Annotated in this window: 19 protein-coding genes; 15 read left to right on the forward strand and 4 right to left on the reverse strand. The window is 38.2% G+C overall.

The annotated features are described in order from the left end of the window. Positions 1-179: 179 nt before the first annotated feature. Genes qoxA through qoxD form a run of 4 tightly spaced genes read left to right on the forward strand, consistent with a single transcriptional unit; the run spans position 180 to position 3,979 of the window. Positions 180-1,100: a cytochrome aa3 quinol oxidase subunit II gene (gene qoxA / locus M3183_RS19970; RefSeq protein ID WP_251472418.1), complete on the forward strand. Its 921-nt coding sequence runs from the start codon at positions 180-182 to the stop codon at positions 1,098-1,100. Between the two features lie 53 nt (positions 1,101-1,153). Then, positions 1,154-3,100 (forward strand): cytochrome aa3 quinol oxidase subunit I, encoded by a 1,947-nt coding sequence (gene qoxB, locus M3183_RS19975; RefSeq protein ID WP_251472419.1) that lies wholly within the window; start codon positions 1,154-1,156, stop codon positions 3,098-3,100. Then, on the forward strand, positions 3,100-3,696 hold the full coding sequence (gene qoxC, locus M3183_RS19980) for a cytochrome aa3 quinol oxidase subunit III (protein ID WP_251472420.1): 597 nt from the start codon (positions 3,100-3,102) through the stop codon (positions 3,694-3,696). Before qoxB ends, qoxC begins: the two co-directional genes overlap by 1 nt. Before the next feature lies 1 nt (position 3,697). Next, positions 3,698-3,979, forward strand: a complete 282-nt coding sequence (gene qoxD / locus M3183_RS19985) for a cytochrome aa3 quinol oxidase subunit IV (RefSeq protein ID WP_251472422.1) — start codon at positions 3,698-3,700, stop codon at positions 3,977-3,979. Between the two features lie 118 nt (positions 3,980-4,097). Here qoxD and M3183_RS19990 read toward each other — a convergent pair whose 3' ends face one another. After that, positions 4,098-4,364 carry a hypothetical protein gene (locus M3183_RS19990; RefSeq protein ID WP_251472423.1) on the reverse strand — a complete coding sequence of 89 codons (267 nt, stop codon included), beginning with the start codon at positions 4,362-4,364 and terminating at the stop codon, positions 4,098-4,100. A 224-nt stretch (positions 4,365-4,588) separates the two neighbouring features. Between M3183_RS19990 and M3183_RS19995 the strand changes: the two genes are divergently transcribed. The 7 genes from M3183_RS19995 to prpB all read left to right on the forward strand — a co-directional run bounded on the left by M3183_RS19995 (position 4,589) and on the right by prpB (position 12,563). Further along, entirely contained in the window at positions 4,589-6,172 is a 1,584-nt protein-coding gene (locus M3183_RS19995; RefSeq protein WP_251472425.1) for an ATP-binding protein, read from the forward strand. Between the two features lie 14 nt (positions 6,173-6,186). After that, complete coding sequence (locus M3183_RS20000) at positions 6,187-6,864, forward strand: response regulator (protein WP_251472426.1); 678 nt, start codon at positions 6,187-6,189, stop codon at positions 6,862-6,864. A gap of 171 nt (positions 6,865-7,035) precedes the next feature. Beyond that, positions 7,036-8,055 (forward strand): Bug family tripartite tricarboxylate transporter substrate binding protein, encoded by a 1,020-nt coding sequence (locus tag M3183_RS20005; RefSeq protein WP_251472427.1) that lies wholly within the window; start codon positions 7,036-7,038, stop codon positions 8,053-8,055. 57 nt (positions 8,056-8,112) lie between these two features. After that, entirely contained in the window at positions 8,113-8,559 is a 447-nt protein-coding gene (locus M3183_RS20010; protein ID WP_251472428.1) for a tripartite tricarboxylate transporter TctB family protein, read from the forward strand. A 14-nt stretch (positions 8,560-8,573) separates the two neighbouring features. Then, the gene (locus M3183_RS20015) at positions 8,574-10,079 is read left to right on the forward strand and encodes a tripartite tricarboxylate transporter permease (RefSeq protein WP_251472429.1); all 1,506 of its coding nucleotides are present in this window, start codon (positions 8,574-8,576) and stop codon (positions 10,077-10,079) included. 121 nt (positions 10,080-10,200) lie between these two features. Next, positions 10,201-11,643: a bifunctional 2-methylcitrate dehydratase/aconitate hydratase gene (locus M3183_RS20020; protein ID WP_251472430.1), complete on the forward strand. Its 1,443-nt coding sequence runs from the start codon at positions 10,201-10,203 to the stop codon at positions 11,641-11,643. A gap of 17 nt (positions 11,644-11,660) precedes the next feature. Continuing rightward, the gene (gene prpB, locus M3183_RS20025) at positions 11,661-12,563 is read left to right on the forward strand and encodes a methylisocitrate lyase (RefSeq protein ID WP_251472431.1); all 903 of its coding nucleotides are present in this window, start codon (positions 11,661-11,663) and stop codon (positions 12,561-12,563) included. 215 nt (positions 12,564-12,778) lie between these two features. Here the strand turns inward: prpB and M3183_RS20030 are convergent, their stop codons facing one another. The 3 genes from M3183_RS20030 to M3183_RS20040 form a co-directional block, all read right to left on the reverse strand. Next, positions 12,779-13,999, reverse strand: coding sequence for an amidohydrolase family protein (locus M3183_RS20030; protein ID WP_251472432.1), 1,221 nt, complete (start codon positions 13,997-13,999; stop codon positions 12,779-12,781). 3 nt (positions 14,000-14,002) lie between these two features. Continuing rightward, the gene (locus M3183_RS20035; protein ID WP_251472434.1) at positions 14,003-15,091 is read right to left on the reverse strand and encodes a hypothetical protein; all 1,089 of its coding nucleotides are present in this window, start codon (positions 15,089-15,091) and stop codon (positions 14,003-14,005) included. Between the two features lie 119 nt (positions 15,092-15,210). After that, positions 15,211-16,119, reverse strand: coding sequence for a selenium metabolism-associated LysR family transcriptional regulator (locus tag M3183_RS20040; protein ID WP_251472436.1), 909 nt, complete (start codon positions 16,117-16,119; stop codon positions 15,211-15,213). Between the two features lie 144 nt (positions 16,120-16,263). On the opposite strand from M3183_RS20040, the gene M3183_RS20045 reads away from it, so the two are divergent. The 4 genes from M3183_RS20045 (at position 16,264) to M3183_RS20060 (ending at position 22,470) form a co-directional block, all read left to right on the forward strand. Further along, on the forward strand, positions 16,264-16,986 hold the full coding sequence (locus tag M3183_RS20045; RefSeq protein WP_251472438.1) for a GntR family transcriptional regulator: 723 nt from the start codon (positions 16,264-16,266) through the stop codon (positions 16,984-16,986). A gap of 251 nt (positions 16,987-17,237) precedes the next feature. Beyond that, positions 17,238-18,602: an aspartate aminotransferase family protein gene (locus M3183_RS20050; RefSeq protein WP_251472440.1), complete on the forward strand. Its 1,365-nt coding sequence runs from the start codon at positions 17,238-17,240 to the stop codon at positions 18,600-18,602. A 23-nt stretch (positions 18,603-18,625) separates the two neighbouring features. Further along, positions 18,626-20,395 (forward strand): sulfoacetaldehyde acetyltransferase, encoded by a 1,770-nt coding sequence (xsc, locus tag M3183_RS20055; RefSeq protein ID WP_251472441.1) that lies wholly within the window; start codon positions 18,626-18,628, stop codon positions 20,393-20,395. Between the two features lie 659 nt (positions 20,396-21,054). After that, positions 21,055-22,470 (forward strand): amino acid permease, encoded by a 1,416-nt coding sequence (locus M3183_RS20060; RefSeq protein ID WP_251472442.1) that lies wholly within the window; start codon positions 21,055-21,057, stop codon positions 22,468-22,470. The last annotated feature ends 31 nt before the right edge of the window (positions 22,471-22,501 follow it).

Raw genomic sequence — 22,501 nt, forward strand, 5'->3', positions numbered from 1 at the left:
TCCAATTCAGTTTGTCATTCTGTTTTTGAACATTTAGTGACATATCCTCTGAAAAGGTGTCTTTTAAAACTAAATGGTATTAAGATAATTGTAAAGATGTGATTTAAATCACATACCAATAGAAAGTTCTTGGAACACAGAAAATATAAAGTTCTCAGAAAAAGGAAAGGGGAAGCAGTATGAAATTAAAATCGGCTTTATTAATGCTTGTTCTTACTATTACAACAGTGCTTACAGGATGCCAGCCGCTCATGGTTCTTGATCCTAAAGGACCGCAAGCTAAAAGGCAAGCTCACGATATTTTATTATCAATTGGCATCATGTCATTTATTGTGGTTGTTGTATTCGCAATTTTGATTTACGTGTTAATCAAATATCGTGCCTCCAAGGCAAGCCCAGATTACGAACCGCCTCACATTGAAGGAAACAAATGGGTTGAGATTCTTTGTGTCGGGATTCCGGTCATTATTGTTACTTACTTCTCTATTGTATCTGTACAAAGTAACTATATTGTAGAAGCAAAACCACAAGGTTATCAGGATAAAGAACCTTTAGTGATTTATGCATCTTCATCTGACTGGAAATGGCATTTTAGTTATCCAGAAGAAAATATTGAAACAGTTAACTACCTATATATCCCAACAGACCGTCCAATTGAATTTAAATTATATTCTTATGGTCCGATTACAAGTTTTTGGGTTCCACAGCTCGGCGGTCAGAAATACGCAATGTCCGATATGGTGACGACACTGCATTTAGCTGCTGATGAGCCAGGCGAAATGATGGGCCGTAACGCCAACTTCAGCGGTAAGGGAGTTGCTGAAAATACATTTAATGTCAACGCAGTGTCGCAAAAAGATTTTGATAAATGGGTAAAAGACGTAAAAAAATCTGCCAAACCTTTAACAAAAGAAGAGTTTAATAAACTATTAAAACCAGGACATCTAGGTCAAATGACCTTCACTGGAACACACCTAGGATTCAATCCTCCGCCAGGGCATAATCACAGCGGTTCTGCCAAACAAGAGGGTCCAACTGAAAAATCGAATATGGACATGACAGGAAATATGGATATGTCAGAAAACCATAATCATGAGTAAAAAAGAAGGAAAATTTGTCATAGATGAATATTTTTCCGAAAGGAGTTATTAGGATGGAGTTCTTTGAACGATTTGCCATACCAAATCCAAGTCTAGCAATCTATATATCAATGGTTGCTATTGCCCTCACAATGGTGGCCATTGTAGCGGGACTGACCTATTTTAAAAAATGGGGATATTTATGGCGTGAATGGTTAACAACCGTTGACCATAAACGGATTGGAATTATGTATTTACTCTCTGCCTTAATTATGTTATTCCGGGGCGGAGTGGACGCGATTATGCTTCGGGCACAGCTTGCTGTACCTGATAATAAGCTTTTAGATCCACAACATTACAATGAAGTTTTCTCAACACATGGGGTTATCATGGTCATGTTTATGGCAATGCCATTCATCTTTGCATTTATGAACTTTGTTGTTCCATTACAAATTGGGGCAAGAGATGTGGCATTTCCAAGATTAAACGCATTAAGCTTCTGGCTATTCTTCTTCGGTGCCATGCTGTTTAATATATCATTCGTAATCGGCGGATCGCCTGATGCAGGGTGGACTTCTTATTTCCCGCTGGCTGGTAATGAATTTAGTCCATCGGTTGGAACGAACTATTATATGCTTGCCATACAAATTTCCGGTATTGGAACACTTATGACCGGTATTAATATGATTACAACTATATTTAAAATGAGAGCACCTGGCATGACACTGATGAAAATGCCAATGTTCACATGGGCTACTTTAGTAACAAACCTAATTATAGTTACAGTTTTCCCTGTCATTACAGTGGCACTTGCAATGGGAACGTTCGACCGGTTATTTGGAACACATTTCTTTGCCACTTCAAATGGCGGTATGGATATGCTCTGGGCCAACCTTTTCTGGGTTTGGGGACACCCCGAAGTTTATATCCTGATATTGCCTGCCTTTGGTATCTATAGTGAAATCATTTCAACATTTTCTGGAAGAAATCTTTATGGCTACAAATCAATGGTTGCTTCCATGGTTATTATTTCAGCTCTTTCATGTATGGTATGGGCGCACCATTTCTTTACGATGGGGCAGGGAGCAGTTGCAAACAGTTTCTTCTCGATCACAACTATGGCAATTGCTGTACCGACTGGTGTTAAAATCTTTAACTGGTTATTTACATTATGGAAAGGGAAGATTCGCTTCACTGTTCCAATGCTATATTCCGTCGGTTTTATTCCGCTATTTGTAATTGGCGGGGTAACAGGGGTTATGCTGGCAATGTCAGCTGCTGACTACCAGTATCATAATACAATGTTCTTAGTCGCACACTTCCATAATACGATTATCCCTGGTGTTGTCTTTGCAATGCTTGCAGGTCTTACGTATTATTGGCCAAAAATGTTTGGATTTATGTTAAACGAAAGAATTGGGAAATGGTCATTTTGGCTTTTATCCATCGGATTCTGCTTAGCCTTCTTCCCAATGTATATTACTGGGTTAGACGGACAGGCGCGCCGTATGTACACTTATTCAGAAGCAACTGGATATGGACCATTAAATATGCTTTCCTTCATTGGTGCAGGGGTTATGGCCATCAGTTTTGCTTTAATTGTTTATAATGTTTATTACAGTATTCGTTATTCGCCAAGAAACATTGGTGCTGATCCATGGGACGCACGTTCACTTGAATGGGCAACACATACTCCAATTCCAGAATATAACTTTGCGATTGAACCGCATGTGGCTTCAAGTCAAGCGTTCTGGGATGCTAAGAAAAAAGGTCATGAATTATTCCCAGGTAAATTGGAAAAAATCCATATGCCAAATAACAGCGGAGTTCCATTTATAATGGGTGCCATCTTCTTTGTATGGGGATTCTCGATGGTTTTCTCACTTTGGATTCCAGCTATTCTATCCATCCTTGCAATTTTTGCATGTATGGCACTTCGTTCATTTGAACGGGATCATGGCCGATATATTTCTGTTAAAGAAATTGAAGAAACTGAAACCAAATTGCGAGGTGTTAACTAATGAAAGTCGATCACTCGCTGCCATTAGAATATAGTACGAAACAAAACGGTTTGAATATTTTTGGCTTTTGGGTTTTCCTTGCAGCTGAAATCATGCTATTTGCTACACTTTTTACATCGTATTTTACATTAGAGCATAGAACTGCAGGCGGTCCAAACGGCACGGAAATATTTGAAATTGCTCCTGTTTTAATTGAAACTTTTGTTTTATTAACAAGCAGCTTTACGATTGGCCTTGGTGTTCACGCAATGCGCATCGGACGCAAAAAGGCAATGATGACATTCTTTGTGATTACCCTTCTTCTTGGCCTGGTTTTCATTGGCTTTGAAATTGATGAGTTTATTACGTATATCCATGAAGGTGCCACATTGCAGACAAGTGCATTTACAGCCATGCTGATGACAACATTAGGAACACATGGAGCACACGTTACTTTTGGATTATTCTGGGGAACAGCCATTCTTTTGCAAGTCAAAAAAAGCGGCTTAACACCTGAAACGGCTAATAAATCATTTATCTTCTCACTGTATTGGCACTTCCTAGATGTAGTCTGGATCTTTATCTTCAGCTTCATCTATCTGAAAGGAATGATGTAAGATGAGCGAATTATTTCCGCGTAAACAAATAATGGGCTTTGTCTTTTCATTAATCTTAACGGCAGCAGCCCTTACCGTATATTTCTTAAACATGTCCTTTGCAAAAGGTATGGTAGTTCTGCTTGTTACAGCATTTGTTCAAGCTCTGTTGCAGCTTGTTGTGTTCATGCACGCTGGTGAAACAAATGATAAATGGGTTATTTATGGAAAAGTAGCTTTTATGATGGCCATAGCCCTTATAACGGTTTTCGGCACATTGCTTATTTTCCTTTGGGATATGTAATGTATTAAAGAAAGAGAGCATTTTATTACGATGCTCTCTTTCTTTATTTATAGAATTAATATGTTCGATTTTGAGAATTGTTCAGCTCGAGGGGCTGACCTAGGTACTTCCTTTTTTCTTATCTTTTCACTAAATATAGGCCATTTCTTGGTTTAATTGGCGTAATTTCAATTCCTTTTTCAGTGTTTTCCACCATTTCCTCTGTTGCAATAAAGAACATTCCTATTAGAAAAGACATGATTGCTCCAACAATGGTACCGATTCCAATTCCTGTCGCAGGCATAATATGGCTGAAAATTCCGTATAAGAAGATCATTATACCCGCCAATAATGTAATACCGCCGGTCCATCTTGTCGCATGTAAGATTTTTGTACGCGAATTCATCCTAACACCCTCCCCTAATTCCCTTTATACTACTATTATTCACCTTGTTCACAAAATTGTCAAAACTTTGTTCACAAAGTTGTCAAAAAATAATCGACTTTTTTTCACAAATTATGTTATTAAAGTTTAAATAAAAAACATAATCCTATTGTCTATTATTCAATCTTTATACTAGAATTAAGATAAATTGAATTAATCAGACAACAGGCGAGTGATGGGGAAAAATGGAGAACTGCTTAAAAGTTTCACTTCAAACCAAAATACTTGTACTTATTTTTTCACTATTATTATTTGTAATTATTTTTCTTTCCGTTTTTTTTTCCTACTATGAATCTAAACAAACAGAAGAGCAAATGGGACAAATGGCTTTGCTTACCGCGAAAACGGTTTCATTCATGCCCACAATCCGCAATGCCTTCATGGAAGACAATCCCTCAAAAACAATCCAGCCGATTGTCGAACATATTCGCAAAGATGTCGGAGCTGAATTTATTGTTGTTGGAAATAAAGAAAAAATCCGCTATTCACACCCAGACGAATCCAAAATCGGAAAAAAGATGGTTGGTGGAGACAGCAATAAGGCCATTGATGAAGGAAAATATTATACATCAAAAGCAAAGGGATCACTAGGACCGTCTCTTCGAGGAAAAGCACCCATTTTCGATTATAATGGAAACATTATTGGAATTTTATCGGTTGGATTTATGATTGATGATATTAAACAAAATATCATATATAAATGGAGATTAATTGGAGCATTTGCATTTATTGCATTATGTATTGGAGCACTTGGTGCAGTACTTCTTTCCAGGAATATTCGAAAGGATACATTGGGACTTGAGCCATGGGAAATTGCATCATTGTATCGCGAAAGGAATGCCATTTTGTCTTCCGTTAAGGAGGGGATTGTTGCTGTTGATGATAAAGGAATGGTTACGATGCTGAATCAATCTGCAAAAGATATACTTGGATTGACAGATGATGCCATCCATCAACCGATTGAAAATATTATCAAAAATACACATATGTATAGGGTAATTAAGTCCGGAAAAGTTGAACAAGACCAGGAAATGATTTTACTAGACAGAGCTGTAATTGTAAGCCGGACCCCCATTATGGAGAAAAATAGAGTAGTAGGTGTTGTTGCAAGTTTCAGAGACAAATTAGAAATGAGGGAAATGATCAATACTTTATCAGAGGTAAGGAAATATGCTGAAGAATTACGGGCCCAGACGCATGAGTATTCCAATAAACTATATGTAATTTCAGGACTGCTGCAACTTGGAGAATATAAGGAAGCTATTGAAATGATTCAACAGGAATCAAGAATGCATCAAGATCAAAATAGGCTGTTATTTGAACAAATTTGTGACAAAAAAGTACAAGCAATTTTATTAGGGAAAATCAGCAAGGCATCCGAACAGAAAATTACATTTGTTATTGACGAAAACAGTTCTTTGGAAGAACTGCCAAGACATATTGGTATATCAAATTTAGCTGTCATTCTCGGTAATATTATTGACAATGCTTTTGAAGCTGTTGCAAATCGAGAAAAAAAGGAAGTTTCAATATTCGCTACTGATATGGGAAATGATGTGGTATTCGAAATTACCGATAGTGGTGATGGAATTAATCCGGCAAATATAGAAAAAATTTTCACAAGAGGTTTCTCAACTAAGACAGGGAAGAACCGGGGATATGGTTTAGCATCAGCTTGGGATGCAGTAAAAGAACTTAACGGTTATATCGAGGTGCAAAATTTAAAAAATGGCGGATCTGTCTTTACGATTTTTCTTCCAAAGATATAAAGGGGGAGTGAAAATTGATAAAAGTGGCGATTGCCGAGGATGATTACCGGGTAGCGGGGATTCATGAAAAATTCTTGCTTACAATAGATGGTATCGAGATTGTTGGTAAAGCTTTAAATGGTAAAGAGACTTTATCACTGCTCGAGGAAAACGAGGTTGATTTATTATTATTAGATATTTATATGCCGGATATTTTGGGTACAGAGTTACTTAGGAAAATCCGGCAAAAATTCCCTCAGGTGGATGTCATAATGATCACCGCAGCGACGAATAAACATATGGTAGAGACAGCTCTAAAAAATGGTGTTTATGATTATATTATTAAACCGCTTAAATTGGAAAGATTTAAAGAAGGCATCGAAAACTATAGAAGAAAACAAAATCTATTGAATGGAGCGGAAGAACTGGGGCAGGATACGATAGATCAGTTTCTTGGAAATCGGAAAACAGTCAAATCTACGGAAGTAAAGGGGCTGCCCAAAGGAATTGATCCGTTAACATTGCAAAAGGTTAGACAAATTGTCAATCAAACAGGGTTAACTGCAGAAGAAACCGGTGAGAAACTTGGAGCTTCCAGAACCACAGCCAGACGATATTTAGAGTATTTAACTTCTATCGGTGAAGTAATAGCAGAACTGGAATATGGTATTGTAGGAAGACCTGAGCGTAAATATTATGGGAAAACACCTTAAAGCATGGCTTTAAGGTGTTTTTTAAATCGTGAACTTTATGAACAAAATACACATAAAATTCTTTAAATTTAAAAAGTTGTAAACGATTACATAAAAGTGAAGATTCGTTACAATGATTACACATCCTGATGATTTACATAATTAAATATTCTAAAGGAAAAGAGGGGGATTATGAAAAAAATTGCTGCAATTTTATTGCTTGTATTCGTCATGGTCATTTCAGCAGCATGTTCCAGCAGCTCATCTTCCGGTAAGCCGGAAAAAACAACGAAGTCAAATGGAGAATGGCAACCTGAAAAGGCCATTGAAATTACTGCTCCATCAGGTGCCGGAGGCGGATGGGATACCACAGCTCGTATGGCAGCAAAGGTATTATCAGAAAATAAAATTATTGATCAAAATATTGGAGTCGTCAATAAACCAGGCGGCGGCGGTGCAGTAGGATGGGCTTACATTCATTCCAAAAAAGCAGATCCATATAAATTATTTATCACATCACCGCCAATGTTGTTGGTGCCATTGAATGGACAATCTCAATTTGATTATAAAGATTTTACTCCAATTGCTAATGTCATTGCCGATTATGCTGCATTTGCAGTCAAGGCAGATGCAAAATGGAACAATTTAAATGAATTATTTGCCGATATGAAGAAGGATCCTTCAAAAATCACAATTGTCGGAGCTTCATCACCAGGTAGTATGGACCATATCCAATTTGTAAAAATCGCTAAAGCAGCAGGGATTGATATTACAAAAATTAAATATGTATCTGACCAGGATGGTGGTGCCTTAACACAAATTTTAAATGGTAGTGCAGATGTTTATTCCACTGGTGTTGCCGAAACAGTAGAGCAAGTAAAGGCTGGAAAAATTAAAGTATTAGGCGTTACTTCTGAAGAAAGATTAAAAGGCGATGTGTTATCAGATTTTCCTACCGCAAAAGAACAGGGGATTGATGCAACATTCGTGAATTGGAGAGGTTTCTTTGGTCCGCCAGATATGGACAAAAATGCTATAGCTTATTATGAGAAGAAATTTAAAGAATTAAGCGATTCAGCTGAATGGGATGAAATCCGTCAAAAGTATGGCTGGGATGAAATGTATATGAACAGCTCGGAATACAAGGAGTTCCTAAAGAAAGAAAATAATGAGATTAAGACATTGCTAGAAGAATTAGGTTTAGCAAAATAGCAAATAGTTTGGGGCCGGACGCTAATTGCCGGCTCCTTCTAAAAGGGAGGTGCTCAGATGTTAAATACAACAAACAAGAAAACAGCGGTTGTTCTATTCTTTGTTTCTATTATTTATTTAATCGCAAGCTTCAAGCTGCCTTCATATGCATATGTTCCGATTGACTCGAATGTAATTCCAATTGGATTAGGTGTTATCCTTCTTATTCTGTCTATTGCCTTATTTTTCATAAAGGATGAAAAAACAGGAGAAAAAGTAAAGCTTCCAAAAGAGGATTTGATTGCCATTCTAGTTGTGGTCGGATTCATTCTGATTTATATTTTCCTCTTGGAAATTATCGGTTTCATTTTGATTACAGCCCTTTTCATATTTTTCTGTTCATGGTTTCTTGGATTTAAGAAATATATAACGAATGCAATAGTCTCTATTGTATTACCTTTTGCTATTTATTATTTGTTTGAAGCATTACAAATACAACTTCCTCAAGGAATTCTACCATTTTAGAAAGGAGTCTTAACATGGACGTTTTTCATGGTTTGCTATCAGGGTTTGAAGTCGCATTAAGTCTGCATGGACTCCTCTTTGTTTTAATTGGTGTCACAGTGGGGACGTTTATAGGAATGATACCAGGTTTGGGTCCAATTACCGCTATTGCTGTGATGATTCCGATTACTTACGGCATGGACCCTGCACTTGCTTTGCTGTTAATGGCAGGTGTGTATTATGGTGCAGCATATGGGGGAGCATCTTCTTCTATTCTATTAAATGCGCCCGGAACATCAGAGGCGGTGGCAACATCTTTTGACGGCTATCCAATGGCGAAACAAGGGAAAGCAGGGAAAGCACTTGCTACTGCTGCGATTGCGTCATTTTTCGGTGGTACCATTAGTATCATTTTTCTTACCTTTCTTGCGCCGACGTTGGCGAAGGTTGCTATTTCCTTTGGTCCACCGGAGTATTTTGCCCTGATGTTAATGGGATTGACAGCTCTTTCCAGCTTATCAGATGGTTCCACCATTAAAGCGTTAATTTCTGCCACCATTGGGTTTATGATTGCAACAGTTGGGATTGATAGTCAAACCGGTACACCGAGATTTACGTTTGGAAACGCACATTTATTAGAGGGAATAGACTTCTTAGTTCTAGCTTTAGGATTATTTGCCCTTGCTGAAGTTACTTCATTAATTATTACTCGGAAAGAAAAAGTTGGGAAGAGCAATACAATTGGTAGTTTAAAGTTAACAAAAAATGATTTTAAAGAAATTACCCCAACCGTGGGACGACAATCTGTCCTCGGATTTGTTATTGGTGTGCTGCCTGGTGCGGGCGGAACCATCGCTTCATTCTTGGCTTACATATCGGAAAAAAAATTATCGAAAAATCCTGATGAATTTGGAAAAGGTGCGATAAGAGGAGTAGCTGCACCTGAATCAGCGAACAATGCGGCATCAGGTGGTGCCTTTGTTCCGCTCTTAAGTCTTGGAATCCCTGGTTCAGGAACAACGGCAGTAATGTTAGGTGCTTTGATGGTGTTAGGAATCCAGCCTGGGCCATTATTGATGGGCGATCATCCCGATGTCTTCTGGGGTGTAATTGCAAGTATGTATATTGGGAATATTCTATTACTAGTATTAAACCTTCCATTAATCCCATATATATCAAAGGTGTTAAAAGTACCTCGGCCTTTGCTCACTTCCTTGGTTATTGTCTTTTGCTTAATCGGTGTTTATGGAATCAGCTTTAGTACATTTGATTTATTCTTACTTCTTGGGTTTGGTGTCCTTGGTTATATCATGAGATTAGTTCATTTTCCTGCGTCACCACTGCTGCTTGCTTTTATACTAGGCGGAATGATGGAACAATCCTTTAGACAAGCCTTAACTATATCTAATGGAAGCCTATCTATTTTCTTTACCAATCCAATTGCGTGTGTACTAATCATTATTGCCTTTGCTTCATTTTTGGTGCCAATTTTTAAAACTTTAAGAAGAAAAGCAAAGGTTGACCAATCAGTCGATATGTAAAAAAGGATCAGGAACCATGTAATATATAAACATGACGAGCTCCAGTGCCAACGGACTTGGATCCTGTAAAGGTCACTGGGGTTATTCTTATGCTGACAACAAAAAGAAAGGAGAATATTAAATGCATCAGCTTGTAAATAAAATCAATCGGCAAACAGATTCGTTACTGGTTTCAATCGCTGATTATGTGATAGATACAAAGATTTCTAGTGAAGAGGCTTTAGAAACAGCCAGATATGTGCTGATGGATACATTAGGATGTGGTTTCTTAGCCCTAAGATATCCCGAGTGTACAAAACATTTAGGGCCGATTGTTCCAGGAACGATTGTTCCAAACGGAAGCCGTGTCCCGGGAACACAATTTGTTCTAGACCCGGTTCAAGCTGCCTTCAATATTGGCTGTATGATTCGCTGGCTTGATTATAATGACACCTGGCTGGCAGCTGAATGGGGGCATCCTTCTGATAATTTAGGGGGAATCCTTGCCACGGCTGATTACATCAGCAGGAATGCAATTGCAACTGGAAAAGAACCTATTTCAATGAAAGAAGTTCTTACAGCAATGGTGAAGGCCCATGAGATTCAAGGTGTTCTTGCCTTACAAAATAGCTTAAATAGAAATGGACTTGATCATGTCTTATTTGTTAAAGTGGCAACTGCTGCGGTTGTAACGGGAATGCTTGGGGGGACAAAAGAGGAGGTTACTAATGCTGTTTCCAATGCCTGGATTGATAATTCCAGCTTAAGAACCTACCGCCATTTCCCAAATACAGGATCAAGGAAATCTTGGGCCGCAGGTGATGCAACAAGCCGCGGTGTCCGTCTGGCATTGATGGCTGTTAATGGAGAAATGGGATACCCAACCGCTCTAACTGCACCAAATTGGGGCTTTCAGGATGTTTTATTTAACGGTAAAGAAATAGTCCTAAGTCAGCCATTTGGTTCGTATGTAATGGAAAACGTTTTGTTCAAGGTGTCTTATCCGGCTGAATTTCATGCCCAGACAGCTGCTGAGTGCGCGGTGCAGCTTCACCGGAAAGTCCAACACAGATTAGATGAAATTAAAAAAATTGTCATTACTACACACGAATCAGCTATCCGAATTATTGATAAAACAGGGCCATTGCAAAATCCGGCAGATCGTGACCATTGCCTGCAATATATTACAGCATTAGGACTTATTTTTGGTACTGTGGAGGCAGACTATTACGAGGACGAAACCGCAAAAGACCCGAGAATTGATGATCTCCGTGATAAAATGGAGGTTTTGGAAGATCCGCAATATAGTATTGATTATTTAGATTTAAATAAGCGATCAATTGCAAATGCAGTGCAGGTATTTTTCACAGACGGAACTTCTACACCAAAAGTCGAATGCGAATACCCTTTGGGACACCGTTTCCGCCGGGATGATGGAATCCCATTATTAGTGAAGAAATTCAAAGAGAATCTTGTAACGAGATTCCCTAGAAAAAAAGCTTCAGAAATTGAAAAACTATTAAATAATAAGGAACGATTAAGAAATTTAGCTGTTCAGGAATTTATGGAACATTTGATTATGTAAGGAAGGGGGAGAGGAAAATGACATGGATGGTGAATCAAGAGACTTCCCAAAAGGATTCGGCAATACAATTTAAAAAGCTTATGGAGGATAATGAGATTTTTAAAATTCCGGGTGCGCATGACGGTATGACGGCATTAATTGCTAAGCGTGTTGGATTTAAAGCTTTGTATTTATCAGGTGCTGCGTACACCGCATCACGGGGACTGCCGGACTTGGGGATAATCCATTCGGAAGAAATGGCAGCAAGGGCGAAAGATATAATTAGAGCTGCCAATCTGCCACTATTGGTTGATATTGATACCGGTTATGGAGGAATCCTTAATACAGCCCGGGCTGCCAAGGAAATGGCGGAAGCAAGGGTTGCTGCAGTTCAAATTGAAGACCAAGACTTACCAAAAAAATGCGGTCACCTTAACGGGAAAAAGTTAGTAAGTATTGAAGAAATGTGTCAAAAAATTCGTATCATTAAAGAGGTAGCACCATCTTTAATTGTGATTGCAAGAACCGATGCTGCCGCAGTGGAAGGACTTGATGCTGCGATTGAAAGAGCAAACGAATATGTGGAAGCTGGAGCAGATGCCATTTTTCCAGAAGCAATCAGGACAAATGAGGATTTTCTAAAAATTAAGCAGCAAGTTCATGCTCCGTTACTGGCCAATATGACTGAATTTGGTAAAACACCATACTATTCAGCTTATGAGTTTAAAGAATTTGGCTATAGTATGGTCATTTATCCGGTCACCTCATTACGAATGGCTGCCAAGGCAGTTGAAAATGTATTTTCTGAAATCATATCAAATGGGACTCAAAGAAAGTTGTTAGAATCCATGCAAACGAGAAAAGAGCTTTATGACACGATTCAGTATTACGATTATGAAAAACTAGATTCAAAAATTTCCAAAACCATTTTACCAGATTAAACACTAAGGAAGGCTGTCCAGATGGGCAGCCTATAAGCGAAAAAAGGCAATAAAGATACGTAGAGTGGTGAAGCAGTAGGAAAAAAGCAATAAAGACACGTAGAATGGTGCTATGTGACCGAAGCGGCAGGAAAAAAAGCAACCCTGTTACCTAAAGTTTCTATGTGACCAAACAGGTAAAAAATGTTTAGCATCGTTACATATAACAACTAATACTACCGATCGCGGTCTATTACCTTCTTCCCTCGATAAAACACCTTTCGAATCTGTTCAACATCAGTAATTTCCAAACCTGGCACACCGTCTGCGACGATAAAGTTAGCATCTAAACCTGGTTCAAGCCTTCCAAAATGATCCTCTTTTTTTAATATTTTTGCCGGATTTTCAGTAAGCAGCGCCAGTATTTCATTTTCACCGTACCCTTGCTTTTGTAACAATTTCATACCAGGCTGTGCAATAAGCATGAGAACGTCTGGTCCCTTTAATGACTGGCTGCAAAACGGAAGCCATGATGCTTCAGGATGCGGAGGAAGATAAGCGTCAGTTGAAATGGAAACATCAATGCCCTTTTTCACCGCAATTAAAATGTCTTCAGGTGAATTCGGTTTCAAATGAGTCCCGCCAATTGGCGTAGCGACTAACTTGACTCCTTGCTTTGCGGCAAAATTTAATTGGTCCTCTGTAATACCATGGGCGTGATGCAGTACATTAAAACCTGCATCAAGTGCCATTTGAATTCCCGCTTTGCCGGCAACATGACAGCCGATTCGTTTATCTAATTGATGATATGTTTCGACAATCTGTTTTAACTCTTCCAAGGTATAAACAATTTCTCCGGCTCGAGGAACTTCGGTGGCTTTAAAATTTGCCGGGGTAGCATTGATAAAGATATTTTCGCCTGGGTATTCGCTTGACCGCGCAATTTCTTTAACAATACAGGGGAGGGACAATTCTCTTTGGTCCACATTTCTTGAACCCGTAACTGAGGTGAAATGGGCTAATTTTTCAAAGCCTATTGAGATACTTGTTGCCGCAAAAGAAACATCAATGGGTAATTCCGCTAAAGCCTGACGATAATCTTCTATTGAAAAATCACAAAGAGGATGACCGCAGACTTGTTCACCTAATGCTGTAATACCGCATGATAGAGCATGAAAAAGAATGTTTCTTCCTGCTAATAAATGCGTTTCTGGCGTAACTGGATAAATGGAGGATGGAGCAAATTCAAGTAAGTGTGTATGGCAATCGACCAGAGCAGGAGTGATGACCTTATCTGTGCAGTCAATCATTTTTGTGTCTGAATACTGTTTACGTAAATCTGCCCATTTCCCAACGGCAGTAATTTTTCCATCTGAAACGACCATCGCACCATCTAAGACTGTCCCTAATGCGGTTACAGTTACAATCTTCTTAGAACAAATCATATAATTCATCATACATCACACCAAAAATGGAGTAAGGAAATAACCAAGAATACAAGCGGTAATCAAGCGAAGTACCATTCCAATGATCGCAGCTTCCAATACTTCTCGTTCATTTAAACTTGAAGTTTCCGCCCAAGTGACAGGGACCTGGCCAAAGATCACAGATAACGGAAGGCCAGAATTAGCTAAAACAAAAGATCCAACAATTAATCGCGGGTCGATAGAGCCGGCTAATTCTGCAAGTTGAGCAACTGCAAGTGTTGGGGCAGCGAGTATGGAAACAATCCCAGTAGTTGGTTCAATACTTAAAAAAGTTAGTATGGCAGACAGTCCAGTTTCAATCGGCTCCCACACACCCAAGTATTTCAATACACCAATAAAGAAAAATACCGCTGCAACTGCGGGAATAATAATAAGGAATAATAGTTCCGCACCTTCCTTTGCCGATGAAAAAATGGTTTGTAGAAATCGAGTATTTGGTGTGAATCGTGGTAATTCCTCAAGTTCTACACGTTTAGTATCCCGATAGATGGTTCTGGACAAAAGATAGGGAACCACAATAATGGGTACAAAAATAGATAAAATCAAAACCGGAAATGCGCTGATGCCAAACGCTATTAAGGCTATCAAACCGAGAACAAATGTAGCGAATGATTGCGGGGATTGTATCATTGTCGCAACGGCTATTTTCTGTTCAGCCTTTGTCGCATTCGCTTTGACCAAAATAGGGCCAGAAATTTTTCCAGCGGCATTTATATCTCCTAGGATATTGTAAGCACTTGGAATAATAACCGATGGATTAATCTTGAACCATTTCATAATCGGAACAAAAAGGCGAATCAATCCATCTGTAAAACCCAGCCGTTCCAAAATCCGGCCGACAATTACGCTTACTATAATTGCTATACCAACTTCACTTGTTAGGAAAATATCAACAACGATGGGTTTAACTTCCTTAATAATCGTATCGAATAACGAAGACAGGGAATTTGGTGTAAATAATAAAAGGATGAGTGAACCGAAAACAAGTACAATTCCAATAATTTCAAAAAGATGCCATTTCGATCTTGCAGGTGCAGGGTTAGGGGCTTGTTTATTTTCCATCCAAAATACCTCCAAACATTTTTAATACCATATGTTTGGAGGTATGGAATGTGTTTGTCTTAAAAGAAAATATCATTTTTAGTTTTGGCTGTCCCTGATAGGTGACAGCTAAAATGTTTTCAATCTTGAGGGACTTTCAGGGAACTAATAAATAACTCCTTAAAGGCATCGCAGGCAGGGGATAATACTTGTTTCCGATGGATTAAATAAAGATACCGTTTTAATGGTATACCTTTAATTCTGGTTTGTTTTAAAAGCCCCAAATCAAGCTCCTTTTGGATAGTCGTTTTAGAAATGATGGCAACCCCCATACCGGATTCAACCGCTGATTTAATTGATTCAGTGTTCTCAAACTCCATAATGATATGTAATTGACCTACATCCAGCTGGTGTTTTGATAAGTTGGTTTCAAGTACCTGTCTTGTTCCTGAACCATGTTCCCTGACAATGATGGGAAGGGAAAATAATAATTCGGGTTCAATTGTATCTTCAGTAAGATTAGGATGAGGATCTTTAACAGAAGATATGATCACAAGCTCATCTTCTAAAAATGGGAAACTATCAATTTCTTTGCGCGGAATGGACGCCTCGATAAATCCTAAATCAATTTTTCCATCCAGCAGCTGTTCAATAATCTGGTAGGAATTATCCACTTTAAAACTAATATTGACTTCAGGATATTTTTTGATAAAATCTCCTAAAAAATAGGGCAGCAAGTATTCACCGATAGTGAGGCTTGCACCTAAACGCAGATCGCCATGGATGGTTTCAGATAGAAGAGAAATATCTTTTTCTACTTGATTAACAAGCTGAATTAGTTGTTCTGCATAATTATAGAGAATAGTTCCGGCATGTGTCAGCTCCATTTTTTTCGTAGAGCGGTCAAATAAAGACGTGTTTAAATATTCCTCAAGATGTTTGATATGTAAACTGACTGATGGTTGTGAAAGATGAAGGATTTTAGCAGTTTCTGAGAAATTCTTTTTTGTAGCGGCCGTAAAAAATACTTTTAGGTGTTCAAGATTCATTAATAGACCCCCTTATTTTAAGTCATAATACTCAGAAAATAAAATATTTGCAATTAATTATAAAGGAAACTAATGACAAGTGCGATATAAATTAGTAACATATAATTAATAACAGAAAATTTGGAAATTTAAGGGGGGAGAAAAATGCTTTTAAATCCAAAAGATCCAATGCCGCTTCATATTCAATTAAGAAACATGCTGGATAAATTAATTAAGGAAGGATTTTACCAAGAAAAAATACCAAGCGAAAGAGAGCTCATGGAAGCTTTTAAAGTGAGCAGGAGCACCGTAAGAGAAGCAGTTTCTCATTTGGTAAGAGATGGTATATTAGAAAAGGTGCATGGAAAGGGGACTTTCATTTCTCTTAAGCCGATTCAGGATTGGCTGGGAAGCATCAGCAGTACAACAGAAACAATTAAAAAGATGGGTATGAAGCCAGATGCAAAACTCATCACCCATGGTATCGTGACTACACCGGATGAAATAAGAGAAGTAACAGGATTAAAAGAAGCTTATTATATTAAGAGAATCAGGTATGCAAATGATATCCCTATGGCCATTGAGGTTCAGTACTATCCTGTTGAAATTGGCAGGAAACTTGCAGAATTCGATATTGAAAAAGGGACTTTATACGATTTCCTTGAAGAAAATTTACAAATTAAATTCTCTGACGCTGAACAGATTATTACAAGCGGACAATTAAGCAGAGAAGATGCTGAACTTTTGGGCATACCCGAAAGCCTGAATGTACTGATTACAGAACGCTTGCTGACGGATCAGGATGGGGAATTAATTGAATATTATAATGCCAATTATCGATCAGATATGTATTCGTTTCGAATTAAATTGTCAAGAAAGAATATGTAAAAGTTTTCAGGACGTACTTTCATAAGTATGATTAATAATCTTAATAAGTGTTATTAGAAAACTAAATCTTCTTTATAATTAGAATTTATTGAAAATTAAATTACCATGTGATTAAATAAGATTAAAGGTTCTCTTGTTAACCAACTGGTACGGATGACGTGATGTCCGTATTTAATTGAATACCGTGGAAACGCTGTCATCCAATCAATGGTAACTTTTGACACCAATACATAATAGGAGGGATCATCATAATGACAAAATTAGAAGTTCAAGACAAAGAACTGCTTGAAGCTCAGGATCAAAATCATTTATGGCATGCCATGAGCCGTCATGTTGAAGGCGGCAGCCCAACAATCGCTGAGTCTGGTGAAGGTTCATGGTTTACCGATGTAAATGGTAAGCGTTATATGGACGGAGTATCCGGATTATGGTGTTTGAATTTAGGGCACGGCAGAAAGGAAATTGTTGAAGCGGCTGCAGAACAAATGATGAAACTTTCCTATTTTCCACTGACGCTTAGCCACATCCCTGCTATTAAATTATCGGCTAAGATCAGTGAGCTTTTAGGAGGTTCATACAAAACCTTCTTTTCTAACAGCGGATCAGAATCTAATGAAACAGCCTTTAAGATTGCTAGACAATATCACATTCAAACTGGAAATCCAGGAAAATACAAAATTATCTCAAGATATCGTGCCTACCATGGTTCAACACTTGGTGCCTTAAGTGCAACAGCACAGGCAAATCGAAGGGTAAAATATGATCCAGGTGTTCCAGGATTCCTTCATGTTGCACCGCCTTATAGCTATCGCTGCCCATTTGGAGAAGAAGTTACTGATTGTGATAAAGTGGCTGCTGATATGATTGATCAAATGATTAATTGGGAAGGAGCTGAAACAGTTTCAGCGGTAATCATGGAGCCGTTTATTTCCGGCGGCGGTGTGATTGTTCCATCGCCAGAATATATGCAGCGAGTACAAGAGATTTGTAAGAAACACAATGTACTGCTCATTTGTGACGAGGTCGTTTCAGGTTTTGGCAGAACTGGAAAAATGTTCGGATTCATGCATTCCGATGGTGTTCAGCCTGATATCGTGACAATGGCTAAGGGACTGACTAGCGGATACCTGCCGCTTGGAGCAACTGCAGTTAAGTCTGAAATTTTTGAAACCTTTAAAGAAAGTGGAAATGACAAACATCTTCGTCACGTTTCTACTTATGGAGGACACCCAGCAAGCTGTGCGGTTGCATTGAAGAATATCGAAATTATTGAAAAAGAAAATATCGTAAGCCGGGTTGCAGCATTAGGAGAATCTATTTTAGGACAATTAACAGAATTAATTCAACATCCAAATGTTGGTGAAGTACGCCATAAAGGATTCTTATATGGAATTGAAATGGTAAAAGATAAAGAGTCAAAAGAACCTGCTGCAGATGATATGCTGGCAAAAGTAATTGGCTTATGTAAAGAAAAAGGCTTAATTATTGGAAGAAATGGTGACACTGTACCAGGCTTTAACAATGTGCTTATAATTGCACCTCCGCTTTCTTCAACAGAGGAGGATCTCAACTTCTTGGTTGAAACAGTAAAAGGTGCTTTTGAAAAAATAAACTAATAATATAGAAGGGTTGTGCTAGTATGGCAAAAGTAGAAAAGGAATTACAACAAATTCAAACTAAAAAAGTAAAAATGACTCCAAGTGAGGCAATCGTTGAAACACTGGCAGCTGAAGGGGTAAAACATATTTCAGGTATTTTAGGCTCTGCTTTTATGGATATGCTTGACTTATTACCAGATGCCGGAATCCGCTTCATCGGTGTTCGTCATGAACAAAGTGCGGCACATATGGCAGATGCCTATACAAGAGTAAGCGGCGTAGCGGGCGTAGTTATTGGTCAAAATGGACCGGGGATTACAAACATGGTGACTTCTGTTGCTGCAGCTAATCAAGCACATACACCAATGGTTGTTATTTCTCCATCTGCTGGAACTCCAACTGTTGGATGGGATGGTTTCCAAGAGTGTGACCAAGTCTCCGTATTTAAAGCAATTACGAAAGAAACAGTAAGAGTAACACATCCAAGCCGTGTTGCAGATTGCTTAAGAACTGCATTCCGTATTGCTTATGCTGAACGTGGTCCAGTACTATTCGATATTCCAAGAGACTATTTTTATGGTGAAATCGAAGAAACTATTTTAGAACCACACCAATATCGCGTAGATGATCGCGGCTGCGGATCTCTAGAGCTTATTGATAAAGCTGTTGAATTACTTGCTTCTGCAAAAAATCCGGTTATTATCTCTGGACGCGGTACAGTTGATTCTGATGGAATCGAAGCTGTAAAGGAAATTGCAGAACATCTTACTGCACCTGCTGCTGTTTCATACATGCATAATGATGCATTCCCTGCTAACCATTCTCTTGCAGCGGGACCGATTGGTTATATGGGTTCAAAAGCGGCAATGAAAACACTTAAAGATGCAGATGTAGTTCTAGCTATTGGTACTCGTTTATCGGTATTTGGAACACTGCCATGCTATGATATTGATTACTTTCCAAAGAATGCGAAAATTATTCAAATTGATATCAATCCGCGTAATATTGCACGTACACATCCAGTGGAAGTGGGAATTATCGGGGATGCAAAGGCTGCTTGCGTTGAAATAGGTAAACGCTTGAAAGAAAAGACTCCTAATTTAGCAGTAAATCAAGAGAAAATCCGCCAATTAGCTCAAGTAAAAGCAGAATGGGAAAAAGAATTAGTTGACCTTGCAATGGTGGAGGGTAATCCAATTAATCCACGTCGTGCACTATTAGAATTAACAAAAGTTTTACCTGAAAATACTATTGTTACAACAGACATCGGTAATGTTTCATCTACTGCAAATGCTTACTTGAAATTTAATCATGGCCGTCAGCATATCGCTGCTTTAACTTTTGGGAACACAGGATTTGCTTATCCATCTGCATTAGGTGCTAAGCTTGCAAACCCAAATAGCCCAGTAGTTGCTATTGTTGGTGATGGTGCATGGGGAATGAGTTTGCACGAGGTAAGCACTGCTGTTTCTGAAAATATTCCTGTTGTCGCATGCGTATTTAATAATGGTGCATGGTGCGCAGAAAAGAAAAACCAAGTAGATTTCTATAACAATCATTTTATTGGTGCAGATATTCAAAACCCTGATTTTGCAGAAGTAGCAAGATCAATGGGAGCAGTAGGAATCCGTGTTGAGAAACCAGAAGAAGTAGGTCCTGCAATTCAAAAGGCGATTGAGTCCAATAAACCAACTGTTATTGATATTCAGGTAGATGGTACTCAATTAGCACCTCCATTCAGAAAAGATGCCTTAAAATTGCCTACTCGTTTATTACCAAAGTATGCTCACTTGGATCACCGTAACTGGTAAGATAACGCTAGAAAAGGGGCTCGACACCAGTCAAGCCCCTTTTCTATTAGATAGAAACAAGACATTTAAAGAATGGAACTATGGGTTAATAACGAACAAATAGAATAAAAGATAAAAAAATAAAATTCCACTTTGTTAAAGGATTTTATTTTTTTAATAGTTAACATAAAAATATTAAATATTCTATCAAGTTAGAAAATATTGAATAATTCAATAAGGTATGTTTAAATAATATTATGTATTTTTACTGGTAGGGATGACATGACATCCGGATTTTACATTCAATTGAGGGGGTATTAATGTTGAAGGAAATGGAGATGGATTTATATCCTTATGTTTATGAGGAGTAGTGGCCTTTAGAATGTACATCCAGCCTTTAAATATCTCAATTATTGTTAACAAGCAGGAATGAAAGCGCATCCAGAAGATGATTTAAAAGCATACTTCCTCATGGACCTTTGATGAAAATAAAATTGTAAAAATTTATCCCGCTTTAACGGGCAGTAAAACCCCAACTTCAAGGCTTAGCTCCAGCAGGAAGTATAAGTGGGGAACTGCCCATAAAAAGTCCGATTGGTTCAACTAACAATTAGTGGGGGATGGAAAAAAACACTGATTGAAGTTTCACTTTATCCTTAGTAAGGCAGGAGGAAAAATATATGAAAGATAAATCAAGTAAACATTCAAAGTTGGATCGCAGTTTAAAGGATCGTCATATTCAGTTCTTAGCTTTAGGCGGGGTAATCGGAGTTGGCTTATTTTACGGTGCTTCCGAAGCAGTTAGACTTGCTGGTCCTGGAGTTCTTGTGGCATATGTCATCGCAGGAATTATTGTAGCCATTGTAATGAGATCTTTAGGTGAGATGACGGTGGAAAGACCAATTGCTGGTTCTTTTAGCAGCTATGCCCATCAATTAATGGGGCCTCGGATGGGATTCATAACAGGGGGAATGTGGTGGTTTTTCTGGGTTGCAACAGTAATGTCGGAATTAGCGGCTATTGGGAAACTAATTCAATTTTGGTATCCTAATTTTCCAGCTTGGATCCCTGGACTTGCAGCACTTGTATTATTTACATTATCCAATTTGCTTGTTGTTAAGGTTTTTGGAGAAATCGAATTTATATTTGCTATTTTAAAAGTTATGACGATCATTGGCTTTATGATTTTTGGTGCATTGATGATATTAACTGGTGTTTTTAATGATGGTAAGGTCGTGGGATTAACTAATTTATGGGCCCATGATGGATTTTTACCTTTTGGCTGGGTCGGTGTGATTTCAGTAATATCACTTGTTATTCAAGGATATAGCGGGATTGAAACACTTGCAGTGGAAGCTGGAGAATCCCAGGATCCTGCAAAATCATTACCTAAAGCCTTTAAAACAGTGACATTCCGAATTTCATTTTTCTACATTGGCTCCATTTTAATCATGTTGGCTGCTTACCCCTGGGATGAATTATTGAAGGCAGGAGAAAGCCCATATATATTAATATTCATGAAAGCAGGCATTCCTTTAGTTGCTACAGCTATGAATCTTTTAATTATCTTCTCTGCACTCTCTTCTTGTAATACTGGTGTGTATGGGGCTAGTCGAATTCTTTATAGTATGGCGGAAGACAAAAATATGCCAGCTGCATTAACAAAAATAAATAAAAATAAAATTCCATACATGGCCACCTATGCTACAGCTGGTGCCATGTCCATTGGAACACTCATCACATACTTGTCTCCTGACTATGTTTATATTTGGATTACTAGTGCCTCAGCCTTTGCCTCGTTATTTACATGGATTGTAATTTTAGTGTTGGAAATTATGTTTAGGAGCAGAATGGAAAAAAGTGGTGTGAAGTTACAATATGCGATGCCTTTTTGGCCTTTGCTCCCAATATTAGGAATCGTTATGCTATTAGGTGCTTTTGCCGCAATAATTTACTCGCCATTAACTAGGGTTTCCGTTTTTTCAGGAATCGGCTGGCTTGTCATCCTAATAATTTACTATCAAATCAAAATTGCCCCAAGAAATAAGAATAAGGAAAAGAAAAAAGTGGTAAATGAAGTACATCAGGGAATCTAAAATAGCTTAAATTAAATATTTTATAAATCCA

Source organism: Neobacillus mesonae, from assembly GCF_023715155.1.
In the GTDB taxonomy this organism is placed as follows: Bacteria; Bacillota; Bacilli; order Bacillales; family Cytobacillaceae; genus Neobacillus; species Neobacillus mesonae_A.

Bases quoted from the DNA above. Each gene is read 5' to 3' on its own strand.
- qoxA (WP_251472418.1), top strand. From the start codon at position 180: ATGAAATTAAAATCGGCTTTATTAATGCTTGTTCTTACTATTACAACA.
- qoxB (WP_251472419.1), top strand. From the start codon at position 1,154: ATGGAGTTCTTTGAACGATTTGCCATACCAAATCCAAGTCTAGCAATC.
- qoxC (WP_251472420.1), top strand. From the start codon at position 3,100: ATGAAAGTCGATCACTCGCTGCCATTAGAATATAGTACGAAACAAAAC.
- qoxD (WP_251472422.1), top strand. From the start codon at position 3,698: ATGAGCGAATTATTTCCGCGTAAACAAATAATGGGCTTTGTCTTTTCA.
- M3183_RS19990 (WP_251472423.1), bottom strand. From the start codon at position 4,364: ATGAATTCGCGTACAAAAATCTTACATGCGACAAGATGGACCGGCGGT.
- M3183_RS19995 (WP_251472425.1), top strand. From the start codon at position 4,589: ATGGAGAACTGCTTAAAAGTTTCACTTCAAACCAAAATACTTGTACTT.
- M3183_RS20005 (WP_251472427.1), top strand. From the start codon at position 7,036: ATGAAAAAAATTGCTGCAATTTTATTGCTTGTATTCGTCATGGTCATT.
- M3183_RS20010 (WP_251472428.1), top strand. From the start codon at position 8,113: ATGTTAAATACAACAAACAAGAAAACAGCGGTTGTTCTATTCTTTGTT.
- M3183_RS20015 (WP_251472429.1), top strand. From the start codon at position 8,574: ATGGACGTTTTTCATGGTTTGCTATCAGGGTTTGAAGTCGCATTAAGT.
- M3183_RS20020 (WP_251472430.1), top strand. From the start codon at position 10,201: ATGCATCAGCTTGTAAATAAAATCAATCGGCAAACAGATTCGTTACTG.
- prpB (WP_251472431.1), top strand. From the start codon at position 11,661: ATGACATGGATGGTGAATCAAGAGACTTCCCAAAAGGATTCGGCAATA.
- M3183_RS20030 (WP_251472432.1), bottom strand. From the start codon at position 13,999: ATGATGAATTATATGATTTGTTCTAAGAAGATTGTAACTGTAACCGCA.
- M3183_RS20035 (WP_251472434.1), bottom strand. From the start codon at position 15,091: ATGGAAAATAAACAAGCCCCTAACCCTGCACCTGCAAGATCGAAATGG.
- M3183_RS20040 (WP_251472436.1), bottom strand. From the start codon at position 16,119: ATGAATCTTGAACACCTAAAAGTATTTTTTACGGCCGCTACAAAAAAG.
- M3183_RS20045 (WP_251472438.1), top strand. From the start codon at position 16,264: ATGCTTTTAAATCCAAAAGATCCAATGCCGCTTCATATTCAATTAAGA.
- M3183_RS20050 (WP_251472440.1), top strand. From the start codon at position 17,238: ATGACAAAATTAGAAGTTCAAGACAAAGAACTGCTTGAAGCTCAGGAT.
- xsc (WP_251472441.1), top strand. From the start codon at position 18,626: ATGGCAAAAGTAGAAAAGGAATTACAACAAATTCAAACTAAAAAAGTA.
- M3183_RS20060 (WP_251472442.1), top strand. From the start codon at position 21,055: ATGAAAGATAAATCAAGTAAACATTCAAAGTTGGATCGCAGTTTAAAG.